The organism is Pseudomonas monachiensis, assembly GCF_047345015.1.
Lineage (GTDB): Bacteria > Pseudomonadota > Gammaproteobacteria > Pseudomonadales > Pseudomonadaceae > Aquipseudomonas > Aquipseudomonas monachiensis.
Genome location: NZ_CP178857.1, coordinates 5,089,268 through 5,109,553, shown reverse-complemented (window position 1 = coordinate 5,109,553; position 20,286 = coordinate 5,089,268). Strand labels below are relative to the sequence as shown.

The following is a 20,286-nucleotide window of genomic DNA, read 5'->3' as shown; positions in this document are numbered from 1 at the left end:
GGACCCATGGCAAACGTGCAAAGCGGCAAAATGATCGTCGGTCTCGATATCGGCACCTCCAAGGTGGTGGCGCTGGTGGGCGAGGTCGCGGACGACGGCACGCTGGAAATCGTCGGGATCGGTACCCATCCGTCCCGTGGCCTGAAAAAAGGCGTGGTGGTGAACATCGAGTCCACCGTGCAATCGATCCAGCGCGCCATCGAAGAAGCGCAGCTGATGGCTGGTTGCCGCATCCACTCGGCGTTCGTCGGCGTGGCCGGCAATCACATCCGCAGCCTGAACTCCCACGGCATCGTGGCGATTCGTGATCGCGAAGTCAGCTCGGCCGACCTTGAGCGCGTGCTCGACGCTGCCCAGGCCGTGGCGATCCCGGCTGACCAGCGCGTGCTGCACACCCTGCCGCAGGATTACGTGATCGATAACCAGGAAGGCGTTCGCGAGCCTCTGGGCATGTCCGGCGTACGTCTGGAAGCCAAGGTCCACGTGGTCACCTGCGCCGTCAACGCCGCGCAGAACATTGAAAAATGCGTGCGCCGCTGCGGCCTGGAAATCGACGACATCATTCTCGAACAGCTGGCTTCGGCCTATTCGGTACTGACCGATGACGAGAAAGAGCTGGGCGTGTGCCTGGTGGACATCGGTGGCGGCACCACCGACATCGCGATCTTCACCGAAGGCGCGATCCGTCACACCGCAGTGATCCCTATTGCCGGCGACCAGGTGACCAACGACATCGCCATGGCGTTGCGCACTCCGACCCAGTACGCCGAAGAAATCAAGATCCGCTACGCCTGCGCCCTGGCCAAGCTGGCCGGTGCCGGTGAAACCATCAAGGTGCCAAGCGTTGGCGACCGTCCACCGCGCGAACTGTCCCGCCAGGCCCTGGCCGAAGTGGTCGAGCCGCGCTACGACGAACTGTTCACGCTGATCCAGGCCGAACTGCGCCGCAGCGGCTACGAAGACCTGATCCCGGCCGGCATCGTGCTGACCGGCGGTACGGCGAAGATGGAAGGCGCTACCGAACTGGCCGAGGAAATCTTCCACATGCCGGTGCGCCTGGGCGTGCCGCATGGCGTGAAAGGTCTGGATGACGTAGTGCGCAACCCGATCTATTCCACGGGCGTCGGCCTGTTGATGTACGGCCTGCAGAAGCAGTCCGACGGCATCTCGTTCTCGGGCATCGGCAGCCGCGACAGCTACAGCAATGAAGAGCCACAGGCTCCGCTGCTGGACCGCCTGAAGAAGTGGGTCCAGGGCAATTTCTGAAGATTTACCGCAATACCGTTACACCGAAGCACGCAGTAGGCGAAAAAACTAGAGAATTGAAAGGAGAGGGAAAATGTTCGAACTCGTAGACAACATCCCCGCAAGCCCGGTAATCAAAGTTATCGGTGTCGGCGGTGGCGGCGGCAACGCTGTCAACCACATGGTCAAGAGCAACATTGAAGGCGTTGAGTTCATCTGCGCCAACACTGATGCCCAGGCGCTGAAATCCATCGGCGCGCGGACCATCCTGCAACTGGGTACCGGCGTGACCAAAGGCCTGGGAGCCGGCGCCAACCCTGAAGTAGGTCGTCAGGCCGCTCTTGAAGACCGTGAGCGCATTGCCGAAGTCCTGCAGGGCACCAATATGGTGTTCATCACAACCGGCATGGGCGGTGGTACCGGTACCGGTGCTGCGCCGATCATCGCCGAAGTGGCCAAGGAAATGGGGATCCTCACCGTTGCGGTGGTGACCCGTCCGTTCCCGTTCGAAGGCCGCAAGCGCATGCAGATCGCCGACGAAGGCATCCGTCTGCTGTCTGAAAGCGTCGACTCGTTGATCACCATTCCCAACGAGAAGCTGCTGACCATCCTCGGTAAAGACGCAAGCCTGCTGTCGGCTTTCGCCAAGGCCGACGATGTGCTGGCCGGTGCCGTTCGCGGTATCTCCGACATCATCAAGCGTCCGGGCATGATCAACGTCGACTTCGCCGACGTGCGTACCGTGATGAGCGAAATGGGCATGGCAATGATGGGCACTGGCTGCGCCAGCGGTCCGAACCGTGCACGCGAGGCCACCGAAGCGGCCATTCGCAACCCGCTGCTGGAAGACGTGAACCTGCAAGGCGCTCGCGGCATCCTGGTAAACATTACCGCCGGTCCGGATCTGTCCCTGGGCGAGTACTCCGACGTGGGTAGCATCATCGAAGCCTTCGCTTCCGAGCACGCGATGGTCAAGGTCGGTACCGTTATCGATCCGGACATGCGTGACGAGTTGCACGTGACTGTCGTTGCCACAGGTCTGGGCGCTAAAATCGAGAAGCCTGTGAAGGTCATCGACAACACCGTTCACACTTCGATGGCTGCACAGCCACAACAACAGGCCCCTGTTCGTCAGGAAGCTCCAGCGGTGAACTACCGTGACCTGGACCGTCCGACCGTCATGCGCAACCAGGCCCAGGCCGGTGCTGCGACTGCCGCGAAGATGAATCCGCAAGATGACCTGGACTACCTGGACATCCCGGCTTTCCTGCGTCGTCAGGCCGATTGATGGAATGTATCAGGGCTATGAAGGTGATTGGTGTTCAGCAAAGGCTCGGTCTGCTATCATCGCCAGCCTTTGTTGATACCAGTTCGCAATTTGCGCTGAAGCGGCCCAAGCCATGATTAAACAACGCACACTGAAAAATATTATCCGTGCCACAGGTGTAGGCCTGCACTCCGGGGAGAAGGTCTACCTGACCCTCAAGCCTGCGCCTGTCGACACTGGCATTGTGTTTTGTCGCGCTGACCTCGACCCTGTGGTGCAGATTCCTGCCCGCGCGGAAAACGTCGGTGAAACCACTATGTCGACCACGCTGATCAATGGCGACGTCAAAGTGGACACGGTAGAGCACTTGCTCTCGGCCATGGCTGGCCTGGGCATCGATAACGCCTACGTCGAGCTCTCCGCGTCCGAAGTCCCGATCATGGATGGCAGCGCTGGACCTTTCGTATTCCTGATTCAATCGGCAGGCCTGGAAGAACAGGACGCCGCCAAGAAATTCATCCGCATCCTGCGTGAAGTGACAGTGGAAGACGGCGACAAGCGCGCCACTTTCGTCCCTTTCGAAGGGTTCAAGGTGAGCTTCGAGATCGATTTCGATCACCCGGTTTTCCGGGACCGCACCCAAAGTGCAAGCGTGGATTTTTCCAGCACTTCGTTCGTAAAAGAAGTCAGCCGCGCCCGTACTTTCGGTTTCATGAGTGACATCGAGTACCTGCGCAAGCACAACCTCGCACTCGGCGGCAGCGTTGAAAACGCAATCGTGGTCGACGCCGATGGCGTACTGAACGAAGACGGCCTTCGCTATGAAGACGAATTCGTGAAGCACAAGATCCTCGATGCAATTGGCGACCTGTACCTGCTGGGCAATAGCCTGATTGGTGAGTTCAAGGGCTTCAAGTCCGGCCACGCACTGAACAACCAGCTGCTGCGCAAGTTGATTGAGCAGACAGATGCCTGGGAAGTCGTGACGTTCGAAGACGCCAGCACCGCACCAATCTCTTACATGCGCCCGGTTGCGGCGGTGTAAGCAAAAAACCTCTCTAGTTTTTTAAAGGCTGCCTTCGGGTGGCCTTTTTTTATGCCCTGATTTCCATGGTGGCAGTGAAGGCCTCTTCGCGAGCAAGCCCGCTCCCACAGTTGACCGCGTTTCTCTGTGCGGGCTTACCCGCGAAGAGGCCAGTCGATTCAGCATAGAATTCAGCCGGCGCACACCACCCGGTTACGCCCCCCTTCCTTGGCCTGATACAACGCCTTGTCGGCGCTGAACAGCAATTGCTCCAGGTTGATATCACTGGCCACCGTCCAGGTGGCAATACCGATACTCACGCTCATCGGCGGCTCACCAGGGTCTACTAGTGGCAGTTTCTGCACCGCTTCGCGGATGTGTTCGGCGATTTGCTTCGCGCCTTCACTGCCAGTTTCAGCCAGGACTACTGAAAACTCCTCGCCACCATAACGAGCCACCAGATCCGCCGGGCGATGGACATTGGCGCGGATGACCTCGGCCAACGCCCGCAAGGCTTCGTCGCCGGCCTGATGCCCGTGCCGGTCATTGAAGGCCTTGAAGTGATCGGCATCGATCATCAGCAACGACAACGGCTTGCCGCTGCGCTGCGCGCGAAACCATTCATGGCGCAGGGTCTGGTCAAGGGATCGACGGTTGGCCACGCCCGTCAAGGCATCGGTGGCCGCCAGTTGCGCCAATTCCTGCTCGGCATTTTGGCGCCGTCGCAGCTCGCGGCAGAGTAGCCAGGTCAGCCACAACAGGCCGATGCACAAAACCCCTGTTGCACCGCTGATCGCGTAGGCCGTGCGGTTCCAGGCAGCGAACACTTCGTCGATGGAAAGGGCCACGATGACGGTCAGCGGCAGATTGCCGACCCGGGTAAAGGTGTACAGGCGCCGTTGATGGTCGACACTCGACACGCTTTCAAAGGTGCCACTGCGCTCGCGCAGCATGCGTGCGACGTTGGGGCGGCTGGAGAGGCTTTTACCGATGGTGTTGGGTTCCCGGTACGGTTTCTGTGCCAGGAGGATCCCGTCGTCGTTGATGATGCCCAGCGTACTGCCGTTGCCGATGTCGAGGCTGCTGAACAGCTGATCGAAATAGCTCATGCGCATCGACGCCACCGCGACCCCCAGGAATTCACCCGTGGGCGATGAAATGCGCCGGCTGAAACTGATGCGCCATTCGTCGCTGTCATCGCAGTCGCACCGTGGCTTGAACGGCCGGCTGATAAACATGCCGGTGTCGCGATTGAAGGCATGGGCCAGGAAGTAATCGCGGTCAGCGAAGTTGCCCGGTTTCGGTTCGATCAATGATGAGTCGGCGAGCACGTCGCCGTGCTTGTCCAGCAGCAGGATGTCACCCTTGTAGCGTGTGGTGGTGGAGCGGTCGAACAACACCAGATGACGGATCTGCGGTGCAACCTGTTTAAGGTCGTCCCGTTGGGCGGCGGCAATCAGGCCCTGCAAGGTCAAGTCATAGAGCTCGACCGTACGCAGGACGTCGGCATCGATCAGTTGCGCAATGGTGGTCGCGCTGCGGGTGGCGGTCTGCTGGGCGTTGGCGTGTTCGCGGATCAGCAGGAAAGTGACGATGCACAGGATCGAGATGACTGTCAGGGTGCTGCCCAGGATCACCATGATTTCGGGTCGCCCGGTCGGGCCTTGAAAATGTGCGGTGCGGCTTGCGGTCATAGGGCTGACGTCTGCTAAAGGGACGCTCTAAGCGTAGTTGCATAAACGTAGCAGCCGAGTGAATCCTTCTTGTTGCTCGAACGATTGACCGTTGACGCGGGCGTCAGTGACTTTCGTTGCAGAAATTGTAATTAAGGCTGAGTCGCCACTATAAAAAAAGCCGCTGACAACAGCGGCTTTGGAGACAACTTTTCAAAGGGAAGAGCCGATGAAAAGTGTCGTTGAAAACGGTAGTGATCGGTGCCGGTCAGCTGTCTTTCTCGACCAGCGGCTTGGCCTGGATGCTGGATGCCTGCGGGACTTGGGAGTCTTGCGCAGCCTTGGCCGTCATCTCGATCCGATGCTCTTCGAACGTCGCGGCACGTGCGGCGTTATGCGCGACGAAAGTCTGCGATTCTTCCGCCATCGCCAATGGCGACAGGAACAAAGAGGACAAAACGAAAGCGCTGGCAATACCCATACTGTTGGACATCTTGGAAACCTTCTTGCTTGGCAAGTGCTGTTTGGTGCGGGCAAAGATAAGGATATGAGACGAGGGGAAAAAGAGCGGATTCATGAAAGGACTGTTACAGCAAAAGCAAAGATCGCAGGTATGTCAGACCGGGAGATGGATACCGAAGGTATTCATCCCATGATCGCTGCGCACGAACACATCGCCGCCATGCATCAGCGCAATCGCCTTGACGATGGCCAGCCCCAAGCCGTGATTGTGGCCGCTGTTGCTGCGTGAGGCATCGACCCGGTAGAAACGCTCGAACAGGCGAGGCAGGTGTTCACTGGCAATCGGCGAGCCGGGGTTGGCGATGCCGATGCTGACTTGATGCTCCTGGGCTTCGATCCGCACCTGAATCACCTGCCCGGGCGCGGTGTGCTGTACGGCATTATTCAACAAGTTGATCAACGCCCGGCGCAGATGGGCGATCTCGATCCACACCTGCGCGTCACCACTGACCTCGACCTGAACCTGAGCGTCCTCGAGAATGAAATCCAGATATTCCAGGGTCGTGGCCACCTCATCGGCCAGCGAGGTCGAGGTGAGTTTGGTCGCCTTGCTGCCCTGATCGGCGCTGGCCAGGAACAGCATGTCGTTGATGATCGAACGCAGTCGCTCCAGCTCTTCGAGGTTCGATTGCAGCACTTCGAAGTAATGCTCGGCGGAGCGTCCGCGGGTCAACGCGACCTGGGTCTGGCCGATCAGGTTGGTCAGTGGCGAGCGCAGTTCGTGGGCGACGTCGGCATTGAACGATTCAAGGCGCGAGTAGGCCTGCTCGACCCGTTCCAGGGTCGAGTTGAACGAGCTGACGAATTGATCGAGTTCCGGCGGTAACGGTGACAATCGCAAGCGTCCCGAGCGCAACGGCGGAGCCAGGCGCTGGGCTTCCTGGGACAGTTTGATCAGCGGCTTGAGCCCGATCCGCGCCACCCAATAACCCAGTGCCGAGGCCAGCAGCACGCCGACAATCGCCAGGCTGATCAGCGCGACCAGCAGGTGATGCTGGGTATGGAAAAACGTTTCGGTGTCGATGGCGATCATAAAGCGCAGCGGCGGGCGCTGATCCTTGGCCGGGAACTCGCTGACCAGCACTTTCAGCGGATACGGGTGGTCCGGCAGATGCATGTCGCGCGTGCCCAGCGGCCCTTGGGCAAAGGCGCGGATCTGCGGGGTCAGGTTGCCGTATTCGTAGCGTGGATCGCCACTGATGATCCAGAAACTGATGCGCTTGTCTTCTTCGCTCAGCAGGTTGAGCTTGTTGTTGATCTTCACCCAGTGCTCGGGCGTGCCGTAACGGCCGACCGTGGATTCGAGCACGCTGTAGCGTGCGTCCAACTCGGCTTCTGGCAGCAGGCCCAGGCCTTTGTCGACCTGCTGGTACAGCGCCCAGCCGATCAGCAGGAACACTAGCAGCGCCACCAGCGTGAACATCCCGCTCAGGCGCAGGGCAATGCTGTTACTGGACACCACGGCTCTCCAGCACATAACCCATGCCGCGAATGGTGTGCAGCAGTTTCTCTTCGAACGGCCCGTCGAGCTTGGCCCGCAGGCGTTTGATCGCGACTTCGACGACGTTGGCGTCGCTGTCGAAATTGATGTCCCAGACCATTTCGGCAATGGCGGTTTTCGAGAGGATTTCACCCTGGCGCCGGGCCAGTACGCTGAGCAGCGAGAACTCCTTGGCGGTCAGGTCCAGGCGTGTACCGGCGCGGGTGGCCTTGCGGCTGATTAAATCTATCCACAGGTCGGCGATGCTCACCTGCACCGGTTCATGGCCGCCGCTGCGGCGGGTCAGCGCTTGCAGGCGCGCCACCAGTTCCAGGAAGGAAAACGGTTTGCCCAGATAGTCATCGGCGCCTTCGCGCAGTCCCTTGATGCGATCTTCCACACGCTCGCGGGCGGTGAGCATGATCACCGGGGTTTGCTTGCGCGCACGCAGGGCGCGCAACACACCGAAGCCGTCGAGGCCCGGCAGCATCACGTCGAGGACGATCACCGCGTAGTCACTCTCCAGCGCCAGGTGCAGGCCTTCCACGCCATCGCGGGCCAGATCCACAGTGAAACCCTGTTCCGTCAGGCCGCGATGCAGATAGTCCGCGGTTTTTTCTTCGTCTTCGATAATCAGAACGCGCATGACCCGCCTCAGTCTGTGGTCGCCAGCACCGGTTCTGGCGCAGGTTCAGGTCGATGGAATAGCCGCTCAAGCCACAAGTATATGACCGGCGTGGTGAACAGCGTCAGCGCCTGGCTCACCAGCAAGCCGCCGACCACCGCGATCCCCAGGGGCTGGCGCAACTCGGCACCGGTGCCATAGCCGAGCATCAGCGGCAGGGCGCCGAGCAGGGCGGCGAGGGTGGTCATGATGATCGGCCGGAACCGCGTGATGCAGGCCTTGAAAATCGCTTCCTCAGGCGACAGCCCGCCATTGCGCTGCGCTTCGAGGGCAAAGTCGATCATCAGGATGCCATTCTTTTTCACGATACCGATCAGCAACACCAGCCCGATCAGCGCCATGATCGAAAAGTCCTGGCCGCAGATCCACAGCATGATCACCGCGCCGAGGCCCGCCGAAGGCAAGGTCGAAATGATCGTCAGCGGGTGCACGAAGCTCTCGTAGAGCACACCGAGAATGATGTACACCGCCAACAGCGCCGCCAGGATCAGCCATGGCTGGCTGGCCAGCGAACTCTGGAACGCCTGGGCCGCGCCCTGGAAACTACCGCTGATGGCGGTCGGCATGCCGATGTCGGCCTTGGCCTGGTTGAGCATGATCACCGCATCGCCCAACGCCACGCCGGGGGCCAGGTTGAACGACAGGTTGGCCGCCGGGAACATCCCGTCATGGGCGATGGACAGCGGGCCGATGGTCGGCGCATCGAACCTGGCCAGGGCCGACAGCGGCACCATTTCCCCGCTCAGGGGCGAGCGCAGGTAGAAGTAGTTGAGGCTTTCGGCCTTGCCGCGCTGTTTGGTGTCCAGTTCCAGAATCACGTTGTACTGATTGATCTGGGTCTGGAATTCATTGACCTGGCGCTGACCGAAGGCATCGTACAGGGCTTCGTCGACGTCGCTGGCGGTGAGGCCGAAACGTGCCGCGGCGCTGCGGTCGATGCTGATGTGGGTGATGCTGCCGCCCAGTTGCAGGTCGTTGGAAATGTCGCGGAACGCCGGGTTGGCGTGCAGTTTTTCCGTCAGGCGCTGGGTCCAGGTGCTGAGGGTCGCACCGTCGTTGCTCTTGAGCACGTATTGGTACTGGGCGCGGCTGGGGCCGGAGCTGAGGTTGATGTCTTGCCCTGCACGCAGGTACAGGACGATGCCCGGGACTTTCATCAGTTGTGGGCGAATCCGGTCGATGAATTCGCTGGCCGAGACGTCGCGATCCCCGCGTTTTTTCAGGGTGATCCAGAAGCGGCCGTTGGCAATGGTCTGGTTGCTGCCCGAGACGCCGACTGAGTGCGAGAAGGTTTCGACAGCGGGGTCGGCGGCAACGATTTCGGCCATCGCCAGGTGTTTTTTCACCATGTCGCCGTAGGAAATATCGGCGGCGGCTTCAGTGGTGCCAAGGACGAAACCGGTGTCCTGGATCGGGAAGAAACCTTTGGGAATGAAGATGTAGCCGGCAACGGCCAGCGCCAGCGACAAAGTGAACACGCCGATCATCATTTTCTGGTGGGCGAGGGCATGGCGCAGACCTTTTTCGTACCACGCCAGCAGACGTTCACCAAAGCCCGGTTTGCTATGAGCGTGATGCACCGGTGCCCGCATAAACAGCGCTGCCAGCGTTGGCGCCAATGTCAGCGAAACCACCACCGAAATCAAAATGGTAGAGGTGGCGGTCAGGGCGAACTCCTTGAACAGTCGGCCGACCACACCGCCCATGAACAGCAGCGGAATGAACGCTGCCACCAGCGAGAAACTGATCGACACCACGGTAAATCCGATCTCGCCGGCACCCTTGATCGCCGCCTCGCGCATGCCGTCGCCGGCCTCGAGATGTCGGTGGATGTTTTCCACCACCACGATCGCATCGTCCACCACAAAGCCCACGGCGACCACGATCGCCACCAGCGTGAGGTTGTTCAGGCTGAAGCCCATGACGTACATCAGCGCAAAGCTGGCGATCAGCGACACACCGAGCACTGCCGACACGATCAGCGTGGCCGACAGTTGGCGCAGGAACAGCGCCATCACCGCCACCACCAGCATCATGGCGATCATCAAGGTGATTTCCACCTCGCGCAGCGAAGCGCGGATGGTCTGGGTGCGGTCGATCAACACCTTGACCTGCACCGAGGCGGGCAACATCGCCTGCAGTGCCGGCAACGCGGCCTGAATGCGATCCACTGTCTCTACGATGTTGGCGCCTGGCTGGCGGAAGATCACCAGGTTCACACCCGGTTGCGAACCCGCCCACGCCTGAACGTAGGCATCTTCCGAACCGTTGACGACTTTCGCGACATCCTTGAGGTGAACCGGTGCACCATCCTTGTAGGAAACGATCAACTGGCTGTATTCGTCGGGGTGGAACAACTGGTCGTTGGTCGACAGGGTTGAAATGCTCGATTCGCCGTACAGCGCACCCTTGGCCAGATTGAGGCTGGTCTGCTGGATCGCCAGGCGAATGTCCGCGAGGGTCAGGCCGATGGCGGCGAGTTTGTCGGCGGACACCTGGACACGAATCGCCGGACGCTGCTGACCGGTGATGACGACCTGGCCTACACCGTCGACCTGACTGAGCTGACGGGACAACAAGGTTTCCGTCAGGTCGCTGAGCTCAGGGCCAGGCATCAGCGAGGAGTTGACGCTGAGGATCAGCACCGGGCTGTCGGCCGGGTTGACCTTGCGCCAGGTCGGCAGGTTCGGCATGTCCTTGGGCAGTTTGCCCGCGGCGGTGTTGATCGCCGCCTGCACTTCCTGGGCCGCGGTGTCGATGCTCTTGTCGAGGGTGAATTGCAGGGTCAGGTTGGTCGAACCCAGTGCACTGCTTGAGGTCATCTGGGTTACGCCGGGAATGGCACTGAATTGCACTTCAAGGGGCGTGGCCACCGAGGAAGCCATGGTTTCCGGGCTGGCGCCGGGCAGTTGCGCGGCCACCTGGATGGTCGGGAATTCTGCCTCCGGCAACGGCGCTACCGGCAGGCGCGGAAACGCGATGACACCCAGCAGCACCAGGGCGAACGTCAGCAGGACCGTGGCCACCGGGTGGTCGATGCACCAGGCTGAAATCGAACCATGGCCCTTCATTGCGCGGCCTCCGATCGCACCACTTGAGGCGGCTCGGTCAGTACTTGCACAGTAGCGCCGGGCTTGAGCCGCGACTGACCATCGCTGACCAGTACATCACCCGGCTTCACGCCCTTGATGATGTCCTGGCCGCTGCCTTGATAGACCATCTGCACCTGCACGGCTTCGACCTTGTCCCCATTGACCCGGTACACAAAGTGCTGGTCGAGGCCGCGTTGTACGACTGTCGGCGGCACCACCAGCGCATCTTTATCCAGGGCTGTCTGAATCTTTACCGTCACCAGCAGGCCCGGCCAGAGCTTCTGTGCGTCATTGTCGAATTCGGCCTTGGCGCGGATGGTGCCGGTGTTGGCGTTGATCTGGTTGTCGATCAGGGTCAGGTGACCTTCGCCGAGCAGGTTGCCGGTTTCGCCGTCGGTGTCGGCACCGATGTAGGCCTTGACCCGGGCGTGCCGTGGGTCGTTGATCAGACCCTGCAAGGTCGGCAGCATTTGCTGCGGCAGGGAGAATTCCACAGCGATCGGGTCGATCTGGGTCACTGTGAACAGGCCTTGGGTGTCGGTCATGCGCAGGAAGTTGCCTTCGTCGACGGTACGAATGCCGACACGACCGCTGACCGGGGAGCGAATTTGTGTGTAGGAAAGCTGTACCTCGGCGGAGTCAATCGAAGCCTGGTTGCCTTGGGCGGTGGCCTTGAGCTGGTTGACCAGGGCCTGTTGCTGGTCGTAGGTCTGCTTGGACACGCCGTCGTCGACACTCAACAGCTTGTAGCGCTTGAGGTTGACCAGCGCCACTTGCAGTTGCGCCTGGCTTTCGCCCAGTTGTGCCCTGGCCTGGTCGAGGCTGGCGCGGATCGACCGGTCGTCGATGGTGGCCAGCAGGTCACCTTTTTTCACCAGTTGGCCTTCCTTGACCATGATTTTGGTGAGAATGCCGTCGATTTGCGGGCGGACCACGACGCTGTGCAGGGACAGCACCGAGCCGATGCCGCTGACGTAGCGCGGCACGTCTTTTTCGGCGACGGCGACCACGCGCACGGGGATGGCGGTGGGGGTGGCGAGTTTGGCCTTGGCCGGTTTGGTGGCGTACCACAGGCCCAGCGCTGCCAGGACGATCAGAAGGGCGACGAGCAGGGCGGGGTTTTTCTGGATTCGCATGCGAGTGGGGCGCCGGGGCTGGGTTTTGGGTCGAAGGGGAGTTTCCTTTATAAACCTGTTTGGTGGTCAGGAGGGTGACGGCTAACTGACGGCGCTGTCAGTTTGGGTTTCCTTGGCGGCCTATGGGCCGACCATGTTGTGGGTGACCGTGTACATATCCGTTTCTTCGGTAACGGCGGCTGGCGGTTTCGCCCTTACGGCGAGTCCCTTTTGGCAAACGCCCCAAAAGGAACCAAAAGGTCTCGCCCCGAACGTCCGGCCCCTCGCTGGGGCTCGGCGTTCCTTCGCTCCGACATTCATCCGGGGGCATTGCCCTCCGGTCGGCTTCGCTTCGACCTACATGCAATGAGTTCGACTGCGTCGAACGGCGCTGCGCGCCAATCCCCGGATGAACGCCTCCGCTCAGCCTCCCGAGGGGGCGGGTGGATCAAGATCAAGAGCTGCAGGCGAGCTAACGCTCGGCCTGATGAGTGGTGAAGAGCGTGGGTGTACGCGGCTTTTGCTTTTGCTTTTCTGTGGGAGCGGGCTTGCTCGCGAAGGCGGCTTACCTGCTTACATAGATGCTGGATGTGCAGACGCCATCGCGAGCAGGCTCGTTCTCACAAAGAATCAATCCATGAGCCGAGAGATGATCAATTCGCCACCCGAACCCCACCCAAACTCCCGCTCAACTCATACGCCGCCAATTCCGCCTGATGCGCCGCCAGCAATTCCGGCAATGACCCGCGCAGGTATTCCACCCAGGTCTTGATCTTCGCATCCAGGTACTGGCGCGACGCCATGGCGACATTGTCCAGTCGAACTGATTTCAAGCGCATACGTGCTCCTGCACGAACTGGCTTACCAGCGAAGGCATCCATGCATTCGCAATAAAATGAAGGCGAACGCTGCAAGCTTCCTCCGCTGAGACATTTCTAATCCGGGTCAAATAGTCCCGTTCCGGACGATTCCTACGCGCCCCTCAGAAGCTTCCTATTTCTAAGTCAGTCAGGTTCCTGAAAGCTCTCCTGCGCTTGAGCACGAGCCCAATCCGGGTTTCGTCGAGGTGCCGGCCTGGAATGGCGACAACCGCCAGGACCAACCGGTTGATCAACACTCACGTAAAGGGACTGACATGAACGATAGGCTGCACCGTACGGACACACTGGGCTCCTGCAAGACCGTAATCTGCGGCAAACAGAAAATGCACTGGATCGAATTCCAGTTGCTCGATGAACAGGGCGAACCCTTGGCGAACCTGCCTTATCGCGCGCTGAGCGAGGCGACCCGCAGCGACTACATTCCGGAATACAGGGGCCGCACCGATGCCGAGGGAGTGATCCGCCTGGACGGCCTGCACCCGTTGGCCATCACCTTGCTGATAGACGCCGAACTCTTGGCCGAGTTACTGCAAAATCGCCGCCTGCGTGCCCAGCGAGCGGAACCCGAGCGGCCCGGCTTTGCTGATCGCGCACCGCTGTATGGTCCGCAGTGTTCGGGCTTCTCGCCCATCGAACAGCGGGCGGTCGCAGCCGGTCATGGGTATCACTACCTGCGTATCGGCCAGTTGTGTGATCGGCTGCCGACATTCGACCCGCCCTTGGCGGACGCCAGGCAACCCCCGGCCTACCATTTTCCAGACCCGAAGTTCGGCGGGTTCACCATTGCCGACGATCAACTCGATCGTCGGCATGTGCTGGAAGTCTGTCCGCTGCGCGCCTGGTCGCTGACCTTGCATCACCAGGCGGAGTACAGCCTGGTCAATGCTTACAACCTGGCGCTGATGAGTATTTTGGCGTACAGCACGCGGCCCGAGAATGCATTGGGTTCCGTTAAGGAGTTCTTCGAGCGGCAATGTTTGGACTTATCGCGTACCCCCATAATTCTGGACAGTGGTCAGAAATTGCCGTGCGTGGTCACCGATGTTCCCTTCAATGGGCGTTACACCATCGCTGAACCGTTGGACACCACTCAGGCTCGACCGCCAGAGGGGGACACCCAGCTGTTTTATGCCATCAATGCCACCCAGGTGCTGGTGGGTTGGCGGGGTACAGAAGTGGATGGGTTCGCCGATCCAGGTACTGATGCGACTTTCCGCCCGGTAAAACCGGAAGTGCAGGCCTTGTGCGAGCCCAAAGTGCCCTGTGCCGATTTGACTCCAGAGGGCAGTGTGCATTTGGGCTTTCGCGATGCGTTCGAACTGGCCAGAAGAGTTTATGCGAAGGATCTGGGTAAGACGATTCCTGAAGCTATCGAAGGTAAGGGGTTGTTCATTTGCGGCCACAGCCTGGGGGGCGCCCTCGGTCTGGTCCATGCCGCATCGCTGAAAGAGCGAAATCCACTGCTGTACACCTACGGCATGCCACGCACCTTCACCCTCAAGGCCGTAACGTGCCTCAACGAGATCGTACATTTCCGTCATGTCAACGACATCGACCCGATCCCCAGCGTGCCGCCCGAAGCCGAGCTGGACAATCATCTGTATAAACTCTACGGCCCCCTCGGTACCACCCTGGGGTTTGCCTGGTCGATGCTGCAGTTGACCGCCAGCCAGTTGTTCCGCCATGGCGATCCCTTCTGTCACCACGGCGAAATCGCCATGTTTTTCAAGGCCGAACAGCACACCCTTCGGCGAGGCTCGCCGTACCCCGCCTACCGCAACAAGGACGGGCTCGGCGCGCCTTACAACACCACCATCGCCTATCGCCTGTCGGAAAAGGTCAAGTTTTACCTGGTCCCGAGCCTGAGTCCCGACGACGACCAGCAGGCCGAGCAGGCGCAGCAGCGCCTCACCACCTCGTTGACCGCCGAAAGCCGGGCGAGGTTTTTCCCGCCCTTCAGCAATCCCAAGGCAGGCCGGTTCGTGGGTCTCGGCAATCACTTCATGAGCAATTACCAGCCATACATCTACGGCCAGTTACTGGAGTCAATCAACCCTGAGCGCTCGCCGTTGTTGAAGCGGCAACTGGATCGACAGAATTTCGAACAACAGACCAGGGATAACTACGGGAGCCTTGTCGAAGACGAACTGGCACGCAACCGGGTGTTCCTCGATTTGCAAAGTCGTCTCGGCGAAACCTTGCGGGTGACGCAACAGGCCGATGGCGGTGCCGAAGCGTTGCAACGCTTCGACGCCGTGGCCGACCCGAGCGCCTGCTACGAAAGAACCCACTGTTGAGCCCGGCCCGCGCCGTCAAGGATCCGACCATGATCAAGAAAATGCCTATCGCGATACTCACTCTGTGCGTCAGCCTCAGCGGTTGTGCCAAGGATCAGAGCCTGGCGCCTCCGCCGGATGGCGAATCGATCACCGTGACGGTGAAAGTGCCGAAGGAGCTGGTCGCGGAAACCCTACAGGTGATGTATCGCTCGACCCTGTGCACCTTTACCGACCATTCCGCCTTCGGCGAAGCCTATCAACGCGATGGCTATCAACGTACCGATCTGCAACTCGTGCGTGAGGGACAAAGTGACCGCTATGTGGCCAAGCTGCCGATCGATGGTGGCGGTGCCTGCCAGTGGAGATTGAGCAACGTGACTTTTGGCGTCGCTTATGGTCATCCCACTAATTTTGGCGAAAACGTGACTTACGGGGCAGGCGGTGGTGTGGTGGTGATCTTCGATCACAACAACTCGCCTCGTGGTGGCGCGGACATCAAGGTCGAAGGAGATTTGACGATCAGAAAGGACTATTACCCCTGGGTAAAAGAGAGCTTTTTAGGAGGATACAGAAAGCGGGTCAGTCTGGCGGGTGAGGGCGATATCTATGTGATGTATCAGGCCCTGCAAGCCCGGCAGGTGTATTTCGAACCCGTCCTGCATTCCGGTTTCCTGGTCACCTCTGTGCAGCCAAAGGTGAAGAAGAAAGGCAATCACACCAGCTTCACCTATCCCGATGGCAGCGTCGTGACGGATGGCCGCTCCAAGCCAGATTTCCGCAAATTACAGGCGATCCGCCAAGCAGCGGAGAGCAAGCAGTGAGCCCCAGTTCTCCTGCCCTGCAGATCCCCTTCGAATTGGCGCGCCACCGGGTGTTCCTCGATTTGCAGGGTCGTCTCGGCGACACCTTGCGGGTGACGCAACAGGCCGATGGCGGCGCCGAGGCGTTGCAACGCTTCGACGCCGTGGCCGACCCGAGCGCCTGCTACGAAAGAGCCCACTGTTGAACCCGTCCAGCGCCGTCAAGGATCCGACCATGATCAAGAAAATGCCTATCGCGATACTCACTCTGTGCGTCAGCCTCAGCGGTTGTGCCAAGGACCAGAACCTGGCGCCGCCGCCGGATGGCGAATCGATCACCGTGACGGTGAAAGTGCCGAAGGAGCTGGTAACGGAAAACCTGCAGGTGATGTATCGCTCGACTCTGTGCACCTTTACTGACCACTCCGCCTTTGGCGAAGCCTATCAACGCGATGGCTATCAACGTACCGATCTGCAACTCGTGCGTAAGGGACAAAGCGACCTCTATGTGGCCAAGCTGCCGATCGATGGTGGCGGTGTTTGCCAATGGCGATTGAGCAACGTGACTTTTGGCGTCGCTTATGGCCATCCCACAAACTTTGGCGAAAACGTGACTTACGGGGCAGGCGGTGGTGTGGTGGTGATCTTCGATCACAACAACTCGCCTCGCGGTGGCGCGGACATCAAGGTTGAAGGGGACTTGACGATCAAGAAGGACTATTACCCTTGGTTGAGTGAAGCCTTTCTTGGAGGCTATAGAAAACAGATCAGCTTGGCGGGTGAGGGCCGTATCTACTTAAAGTATCAGGCTCTGCAAGTTCGGCAGGTGTATTTCGAACCCGTCCTGCATTCCGACTTTCTGGTCAAGTCGGAGGGTACCAAGGTACATAAAATAGGCAGCTTCATAAAATTCTCTTATCCAGATGGTACGACCGTGGCCGACGGTCGTTTCCAACCAGATTTCCGAAAGTTACAAGCGATCCGCCAGGCAGCGGAGAGCAAACAGTGAGCTTCGTTTTTCCTGCCCTGCGCACCCCCTTCGAACTGGCACGCAACCGGGTGTTCCTCGACTTGCAGAGTCGCCTCGGCGACACCTTGCGGGTGACGCAACAGGCCGATGGCGGTGCCGAAGCGTTGCAACGCTTCGATGCCGTGGCCGACCCGAGCGCCTGCTACGAAAGAGCCCACTGTTGAACCCGGCCCGCGCCGCGTTCAACGAGGTCTACACACGCTTCTTCGTCAAGCCATGGCCAGTGCATGCTGCGGTGGCGTGGCGTACCTGGTGGTGGAAGGCATGCGTGTGGAAGTGCCGGCGAGGCGGCCAAGGCCTAAGTCTCCCGGCACACACACACACAACTCTGTGGGAGCGGGCTTGCCCGCGAAGGTGGCTTACCCGCTTACATAGATGTTGGATGTGCTGACGCCATCGCGAGCAGGCTCGCTCCCACAAAGAATCCATCCATAAGCCGAGAGATCATCAATTCGCCACCCGAACCCCACCCAGACTCCCGCTCAGTTCATACGCCGCCAATTCCGCCTGATGCGCCGCCAGCAGTTCCGGCAGCGATCCACGCAAATACTCGACCCAGGTCTTGATCTTCGCATCCAGGTACTGGCGCGACGGGTAGATGGCATACAGGTTAAGTTCCTGGGAGCGGTAGTTGGGCATCACGCGCACCAGCGTGCCGTTGCGCAGGCCTTCTATCGCGGCGTACAGCGGCAGGACGCCAACGCCCATGCCGCTGATGATCGCGGTTTTCATCGCGTCGGCGGAGTTCACCAGGAAGGGTGAACTGTTGATGGTGACCATTTCCTGGCCATCAGGACCGTCGAAGGCCCATTTCTCCAGCGGAATCACCGGGCTGACCAGGCGCAGGCAGGCGTGGTTGAGCAGGTCGCTGGGTTTTTGTGCGCAGCCGTTGGTTTTGACGTAGGCCGGTGAGGCGCAAACGATGCTGTAGGTGATGCCCAGGCGCTGGGAGACGAAACCCGAATCCGGCAGTTCGCTGGCGAGGACGATGGACACGTCGTAGCCCTCGTCGAGCAGGTCCGGCACGCGGTTGGCCATGGTCAGGTCGAAGGTCACGTCCGGGTGGGTCTTGCGGTAGCGGGCGATGGCGTCGATCACGAAGTGCTGGCCGATGCCGGTCATGGTGTGCACTTTCAGTTGCCCGGCCGGGCGCGCGTGGGCGTCGCTGGCCTCGGCTTCGGCTTCTTCGACGTAGGCCAGGATCTGTTCGCAGCGCAACAGGTAGCGCTTGCCGGCTTCGGTCAGGGCAATGCGTCGGGTCGTTCGATTGAGCAGGCGGGTTTGCAGGTGGGCTTCCAGGTTGGAGACCGCGCGCGAGACGTTGGCGGTGGTGGTGTCCAGTTGCGCGGCGGCGGCGGTGAAGCTGCCGGCTTCGGCCACGTAACTGAAGGCGCGCATGTTTTGCAAAGTGTCCATGGGGTGCTCTCTCGTCGAATGACAAATTGTGACACGAAGTTTCTGTTTGTTTACAGGCGACTAAAGATCGACTTGCGGATTATCTCGTTAACGGTAACAAAGATTCACAGGAATCCCAGCTTATCGCCATTCAGGCCGCCCCATAGAATTGCGCAATTCGCAAAACTCCCCACCTCAGGAAATCGCAGCAGTGCCGCGTCGCATCAGCAGAGCGCTTCAGCCGCTCAGTGTTTTGGCTTTAACCCTGGCAATCAGCGGCTGCATCGGAACCGGAGGTATTACCCCGCAGGGCAAGGCGCTGGAGGCCAATTTACTGGCTACCGACGAAGCGATCCAGAGTGCCGCGCAGGATGCGCACTGGCCCACCGCGCAATGGTGGCAAGCCTATGGCGACCCGCAACTGAATCGCTGGATCGATCTTGCCCTGCAAGGCAGCCCGACCCTGGCCATGGCCGCCGCCCGGGTGCGTCAGGCCAAGTCCATGGCCGGCGTGGCCGAAGCGGCCGAGTCGCTGCAGATCAATGGCGAGTCCACCCTCAAGCGTCACAACTGGCCTACCGACCAGTTCTATGGTCCCGGCGAGCTGGCCAACAGCACCACCTGGGACAATAACGCGGCGCTGGGTTTCAGCTATGCCCTCGACCTTTGGGGCCGTGAAAGCAATGCCACCGAGCGCGCCGTGGACATGGCGCACATGAGCGTCGCCGAAGCGCGCCAGGCCCAGCTCGAATTGCAGGACAACATCGTACGGGTCTACATCGAGTTGTCGTTGCATTACGCCCGGCGGGATATCGTCGAAGCGACCTTGAAGCAGCAACAGCAGATCCTTGAGTTGGCGCAAAAACGCCTGGACGGGGGGATCGGCACTCATTTCGAGGTCAGCCAGGCCGAGACGCCGCTGCCGGAAACCCATCGCCAGATCGACGCCCTCGACGAAGAAATCGCCTTGAGCCGCAACCAGCTCGCCGCTCTCGCCGGCAAGGGGCCGGGGGAGGGCGCGCAGTTGCAGCGGCCAACGCTGTCGCTGGGTGCGCCGCTGAAACTGCCATCGTCGCTGCCGGCGCAATTGCTCGGCCAACGGCCGGACGTCGTCGCCAGCCGCTGGCAAGTGGCGGCGCAGGCGCGGGGCATCGATGTCGCCCATGCCGGCTTCTACCCGAACGTCGATCTGGTCGGCAGCCTCGGCTACATGGCCACCGGCGGCGGGGCGCTGGAGTTCCTGACCGGCAAGAAACTCAACTACAGCGTGGGTCCGGCGATTTCCTTGCCGATCTTCGATGGCGGACGCTTGCGCTCGGAGTTGGGCGAAGCCTCGGCGGGTTATGACATCGCCGTGGCCAAGTACAACCAGACCCTGGTCAACGCGTTGAAAAACATCTCCGACCAGTTGATCCGTCGCGAGTCCATGGACAAGCAACAGGCTTTCGCCGCCGAGTCGGTGGCCACTGCGCAGAGGACCTACGACATCGCGATGATTGCCTACCAGCGCGGCCTGACCGACTACCTCAACGTGCTCAATGCCCAGACCCTGCTGTTCAAGCAGCAGCAAGTGCAGCAGCAGGTTCAGGCGGCGCGTTTGAGTGCCCATGCGCAATTGGTGACGGCGCTGGGCGGTGGTCTCGGTGCCGGTTATGACGTACCGAACGCCGAACAGACCCAGGCGCCGAAAACCCCGAGCCTTTTGAGGTGACCAGATTGTTTCAGGCACACCCGCTTTTGTGGCGAGGGAGCTTGCTCCCGCTTGAGTGCGCAGCACTCACAAAATGTTCACGGGGTG

16 protein-coding genes and 1 pseudogene are annotated in these 20,286 nt (G+C 60.4%); 9 read left to right on the top strand and 8 right to left on the bottom strand.

What is annotated here, in order from left to right:
- Positions 1–6 precede the first annotated feature (6 nt).
- The 3 genes from ftsA (at position 7) to lpxC (ending at position 3,557) form a co-directional block, all read left to right on the top strand.
- Positions 7–1,266, top strand: coding sequence for a cell division protein FtsA (gene ftsA / locus ACMDB8_RS22850; protein WP_007972611.1), 1,260 nt, complete (start codon positions 7–9; stop codon positions 1,264–1,266).
- A 73-nt stretch (positions 1,267–1,339) separates the two neighbouring features.
- Positions 1,340–2,533, top strand: a complete 1,194-nt coding sequence (gene ftsZ, locus ACMDB8_RS22845) for a cell division protein FtsZ (protein WP_046041931.1) — start codon at positions 1,340–1,342, stop codon at positions 2,531–2,533.
- Positions 2,534–2,645: 112 nt separating this feature from the next.
- A complete protein-coding gene (lpxC, locus tag ACMDB8_RS22840) occupies positions 2,646–3,557 on the top strand; it encodes a UDP-3-O-acyl-N-acetylglucosamine deacetylase (protein ID WP_007916984.1) in 912 nt (303 codons plus the stop codon).
- 170 nt (positions 3,558–3,727) lie between these two features.
- Here lpxC and ACMDB8_RS22835 read toward each other — a convergent pair whose 3' ends face one another.
- The 7 genes and pseudogenes from ACMDB8_RS22835 to ACMDB8_RS22805 form a co-directional block, all read right to left on the bottom strand.
- Positions 3,728–5,230, bottom strand: coding sequence for a sensor domain-containing diguanylate cyclase (locus ACMDB8_RS22835; RefSeq protein ID WP_056726215.1), 1,503 nt, complete (start codon positions 5,228–5,230; stop codon positions 3,728–3,730).
- A 247-nt stretch (positions 5,231–5,477) separates the two neighbouring features.
- Positions 5,478–5,702, bottom strand: a complete 225-nt coding sequence (locus tag ACMDB8_RS22830; protein WP_056726214.1) for a hypothetical protein — start codon at positions 5,700–5,702, stop codon at positions 5,478–5,480.
- 123 nt (positions 5,703–5,825) lie between these two features.
- The gene (locus tag ACMDB8_RS22825) at positions 5,826–7,190 is read right to left on the bottom strand and encodes a heavy metal sensor histidine kinase (RefSeq protein ID WP_409078413.1); all 1,365 of its coding nucleotides are present in this window, start codon (positions 7,188–7,190) and stop codon (positions 5,826–5,828) included.
- Positions 7,180–7,857 (bottom strand): heavy metal response regulator transcription factor, encoded by a 678-nt coding sequence (locus ACMDB8_RS22820; protein ID WP_056726212.1) that lies wholly within the window; start codon positions 7,855–7,857, stop codon positions 7,180–7,182. The genes ACMDB8_RS22825 and ACMDB8_RS22820 overlap by 11 nt, the downstream gene beginning before the upstream one ends.
- Positions 7,858–7,865: 8 nt before the next feature.
- Entirely contained in the window at positions 7,866–10,967 is a 3,102-nt protein-coding gene (locus tag ACMDB8_RS22815; RefSeq protein ID WP_223540973.1) for a multidrug efflux RND transporter permease subunit, read from the bottom strand.
- Entirely contained in the window at positions 10,964–12,124 is a 1,161-nt protein-coding gene (locus tag ACMDB8_RS22810; RefSeq protein ID WP_056726210.1) for an efflux RND transporter periplasmic adaptor subunit, read from the bottom strand. Before ACMDB8_RS22810 ends, ACMDB8_RS22815 begins: the two co-directional genes overlap by 4 nt.
- A gap of 632 nt (positions 12,125–12,756) precedes the next feature.
- Positions 12,757–12,900 (bottom strand): annotated as a pseudogene (locus ACMDB8_RS22805) (LysR family transcriptional regulator); the annotation flags it as partial.
- A gap of 338 nt (positions 12,901–13,238) precedes the next feature.
- Here ACMDB8_RS22805 and ACMDB8_RS22800 point away from each other — a divergent pair.
- Genes ACMDB8_RS22800 through ACMDB8_RS22780 form a run of 5 tightly spaced genes read left to right on the top strand, consistent with a single transcriptional unit; the run spans position 13,239 to position 17,257 of the window.
- Positions 13,239–15,281 carry a lipase family protein gene (locus ACMDB8_RS22800; RefSeq protein WP_056726333.1) on the top strand — a complete coding sequence of 681 codons (2,043 nt, stop codon included), beginning with the start codon at positions 13,239–13,241 and terminating at the stop codon, positions 15,279–15,281.
- 29 nt (positions 15,282–15,310) lie between these two features.
- A complete protein-coding gene (locus tag ACMDB8_RS22795) occupies positions 15,311–16,084 on the top strand; it encodes a hypothetical protein (RefSeq protein WP_056726332.1) in 774 nt (257 codons plus the stop codon).
- Positions 16,081–16,269, top strand: a complete 189-nt coding sequence (locus tag ACMDB8_RS22790; protein ID WP_056726208.1) for a hypothetical protein — start codon at positions 16,081–16,083, stop codon at positions 16,267–16,269. The genes ACMDB8_RS22795 and ACMDB8_RS22790 overlap by 4 nt, the downstream gene beginning before the upstream one ends.
- 29 nt (positions 16,270–16,298) lie before the next feature.
- A complete protein-coding gene (locus ACMDB8_RS22785) occupies positions 16,299–17,072 on the top strand; it encodes a hypothetical protein (protein WP_056726331.1) in 774 nt (257 codons plus the stop codon).
- The gene (locus ACMDB8_RS22780) at positions 17,069–17,257 is read left to right on the top strand and encodes a hypothetical protein (protein ID WP_056726207.1); all 189 of its coding nucleotides are present in this window, start codon (positions 17,069–17,071) and stop codon (positions 17,255–17,257) included. Before ACMDB8_RS22785 ends, ACMDB8_RS22780 begins: the two co-directional genes overlap by 4 nt.
- Positions 17,258–17,540: 283 nt before the next feature.
- Here the strand turns inward: ACMDB8_RS22780 and ACMDB8_RS22775 are convergent, their stop codons facing one another.
- Positions 17,541–18,509 (bottom strand): LysR family transcriptional regulator, encoded by a 969-nt coding sequence (locus ACMDB8_RS22775; protein ID WP_056726206.1) that lies wholly within the window; start codon positions 18,507–18,509, stop codon positions 17,541–17,543.
- 190 nt (positions 18,510–18,699) lie between these two features.
- Between ACMDB8_RS22775 and ACMDB8_RS22770 the strand changes: the two genes are divergently transcribed.
- The gene (locus ACMDB8_RS22770; RefSeq protein ID WP_056726205.1) at positions 18,700–20,199 is read left to right on the top strand and encodes an efflux transporter outer membrane subunit; all 1,500 of its coding nucleotides are present in this window, start codon (positions 18,700–18,702) and stop codon (positions 20,197–20,199) included.
- Positions 20,200–20,286: the final 87 nt, after the last annotated feature.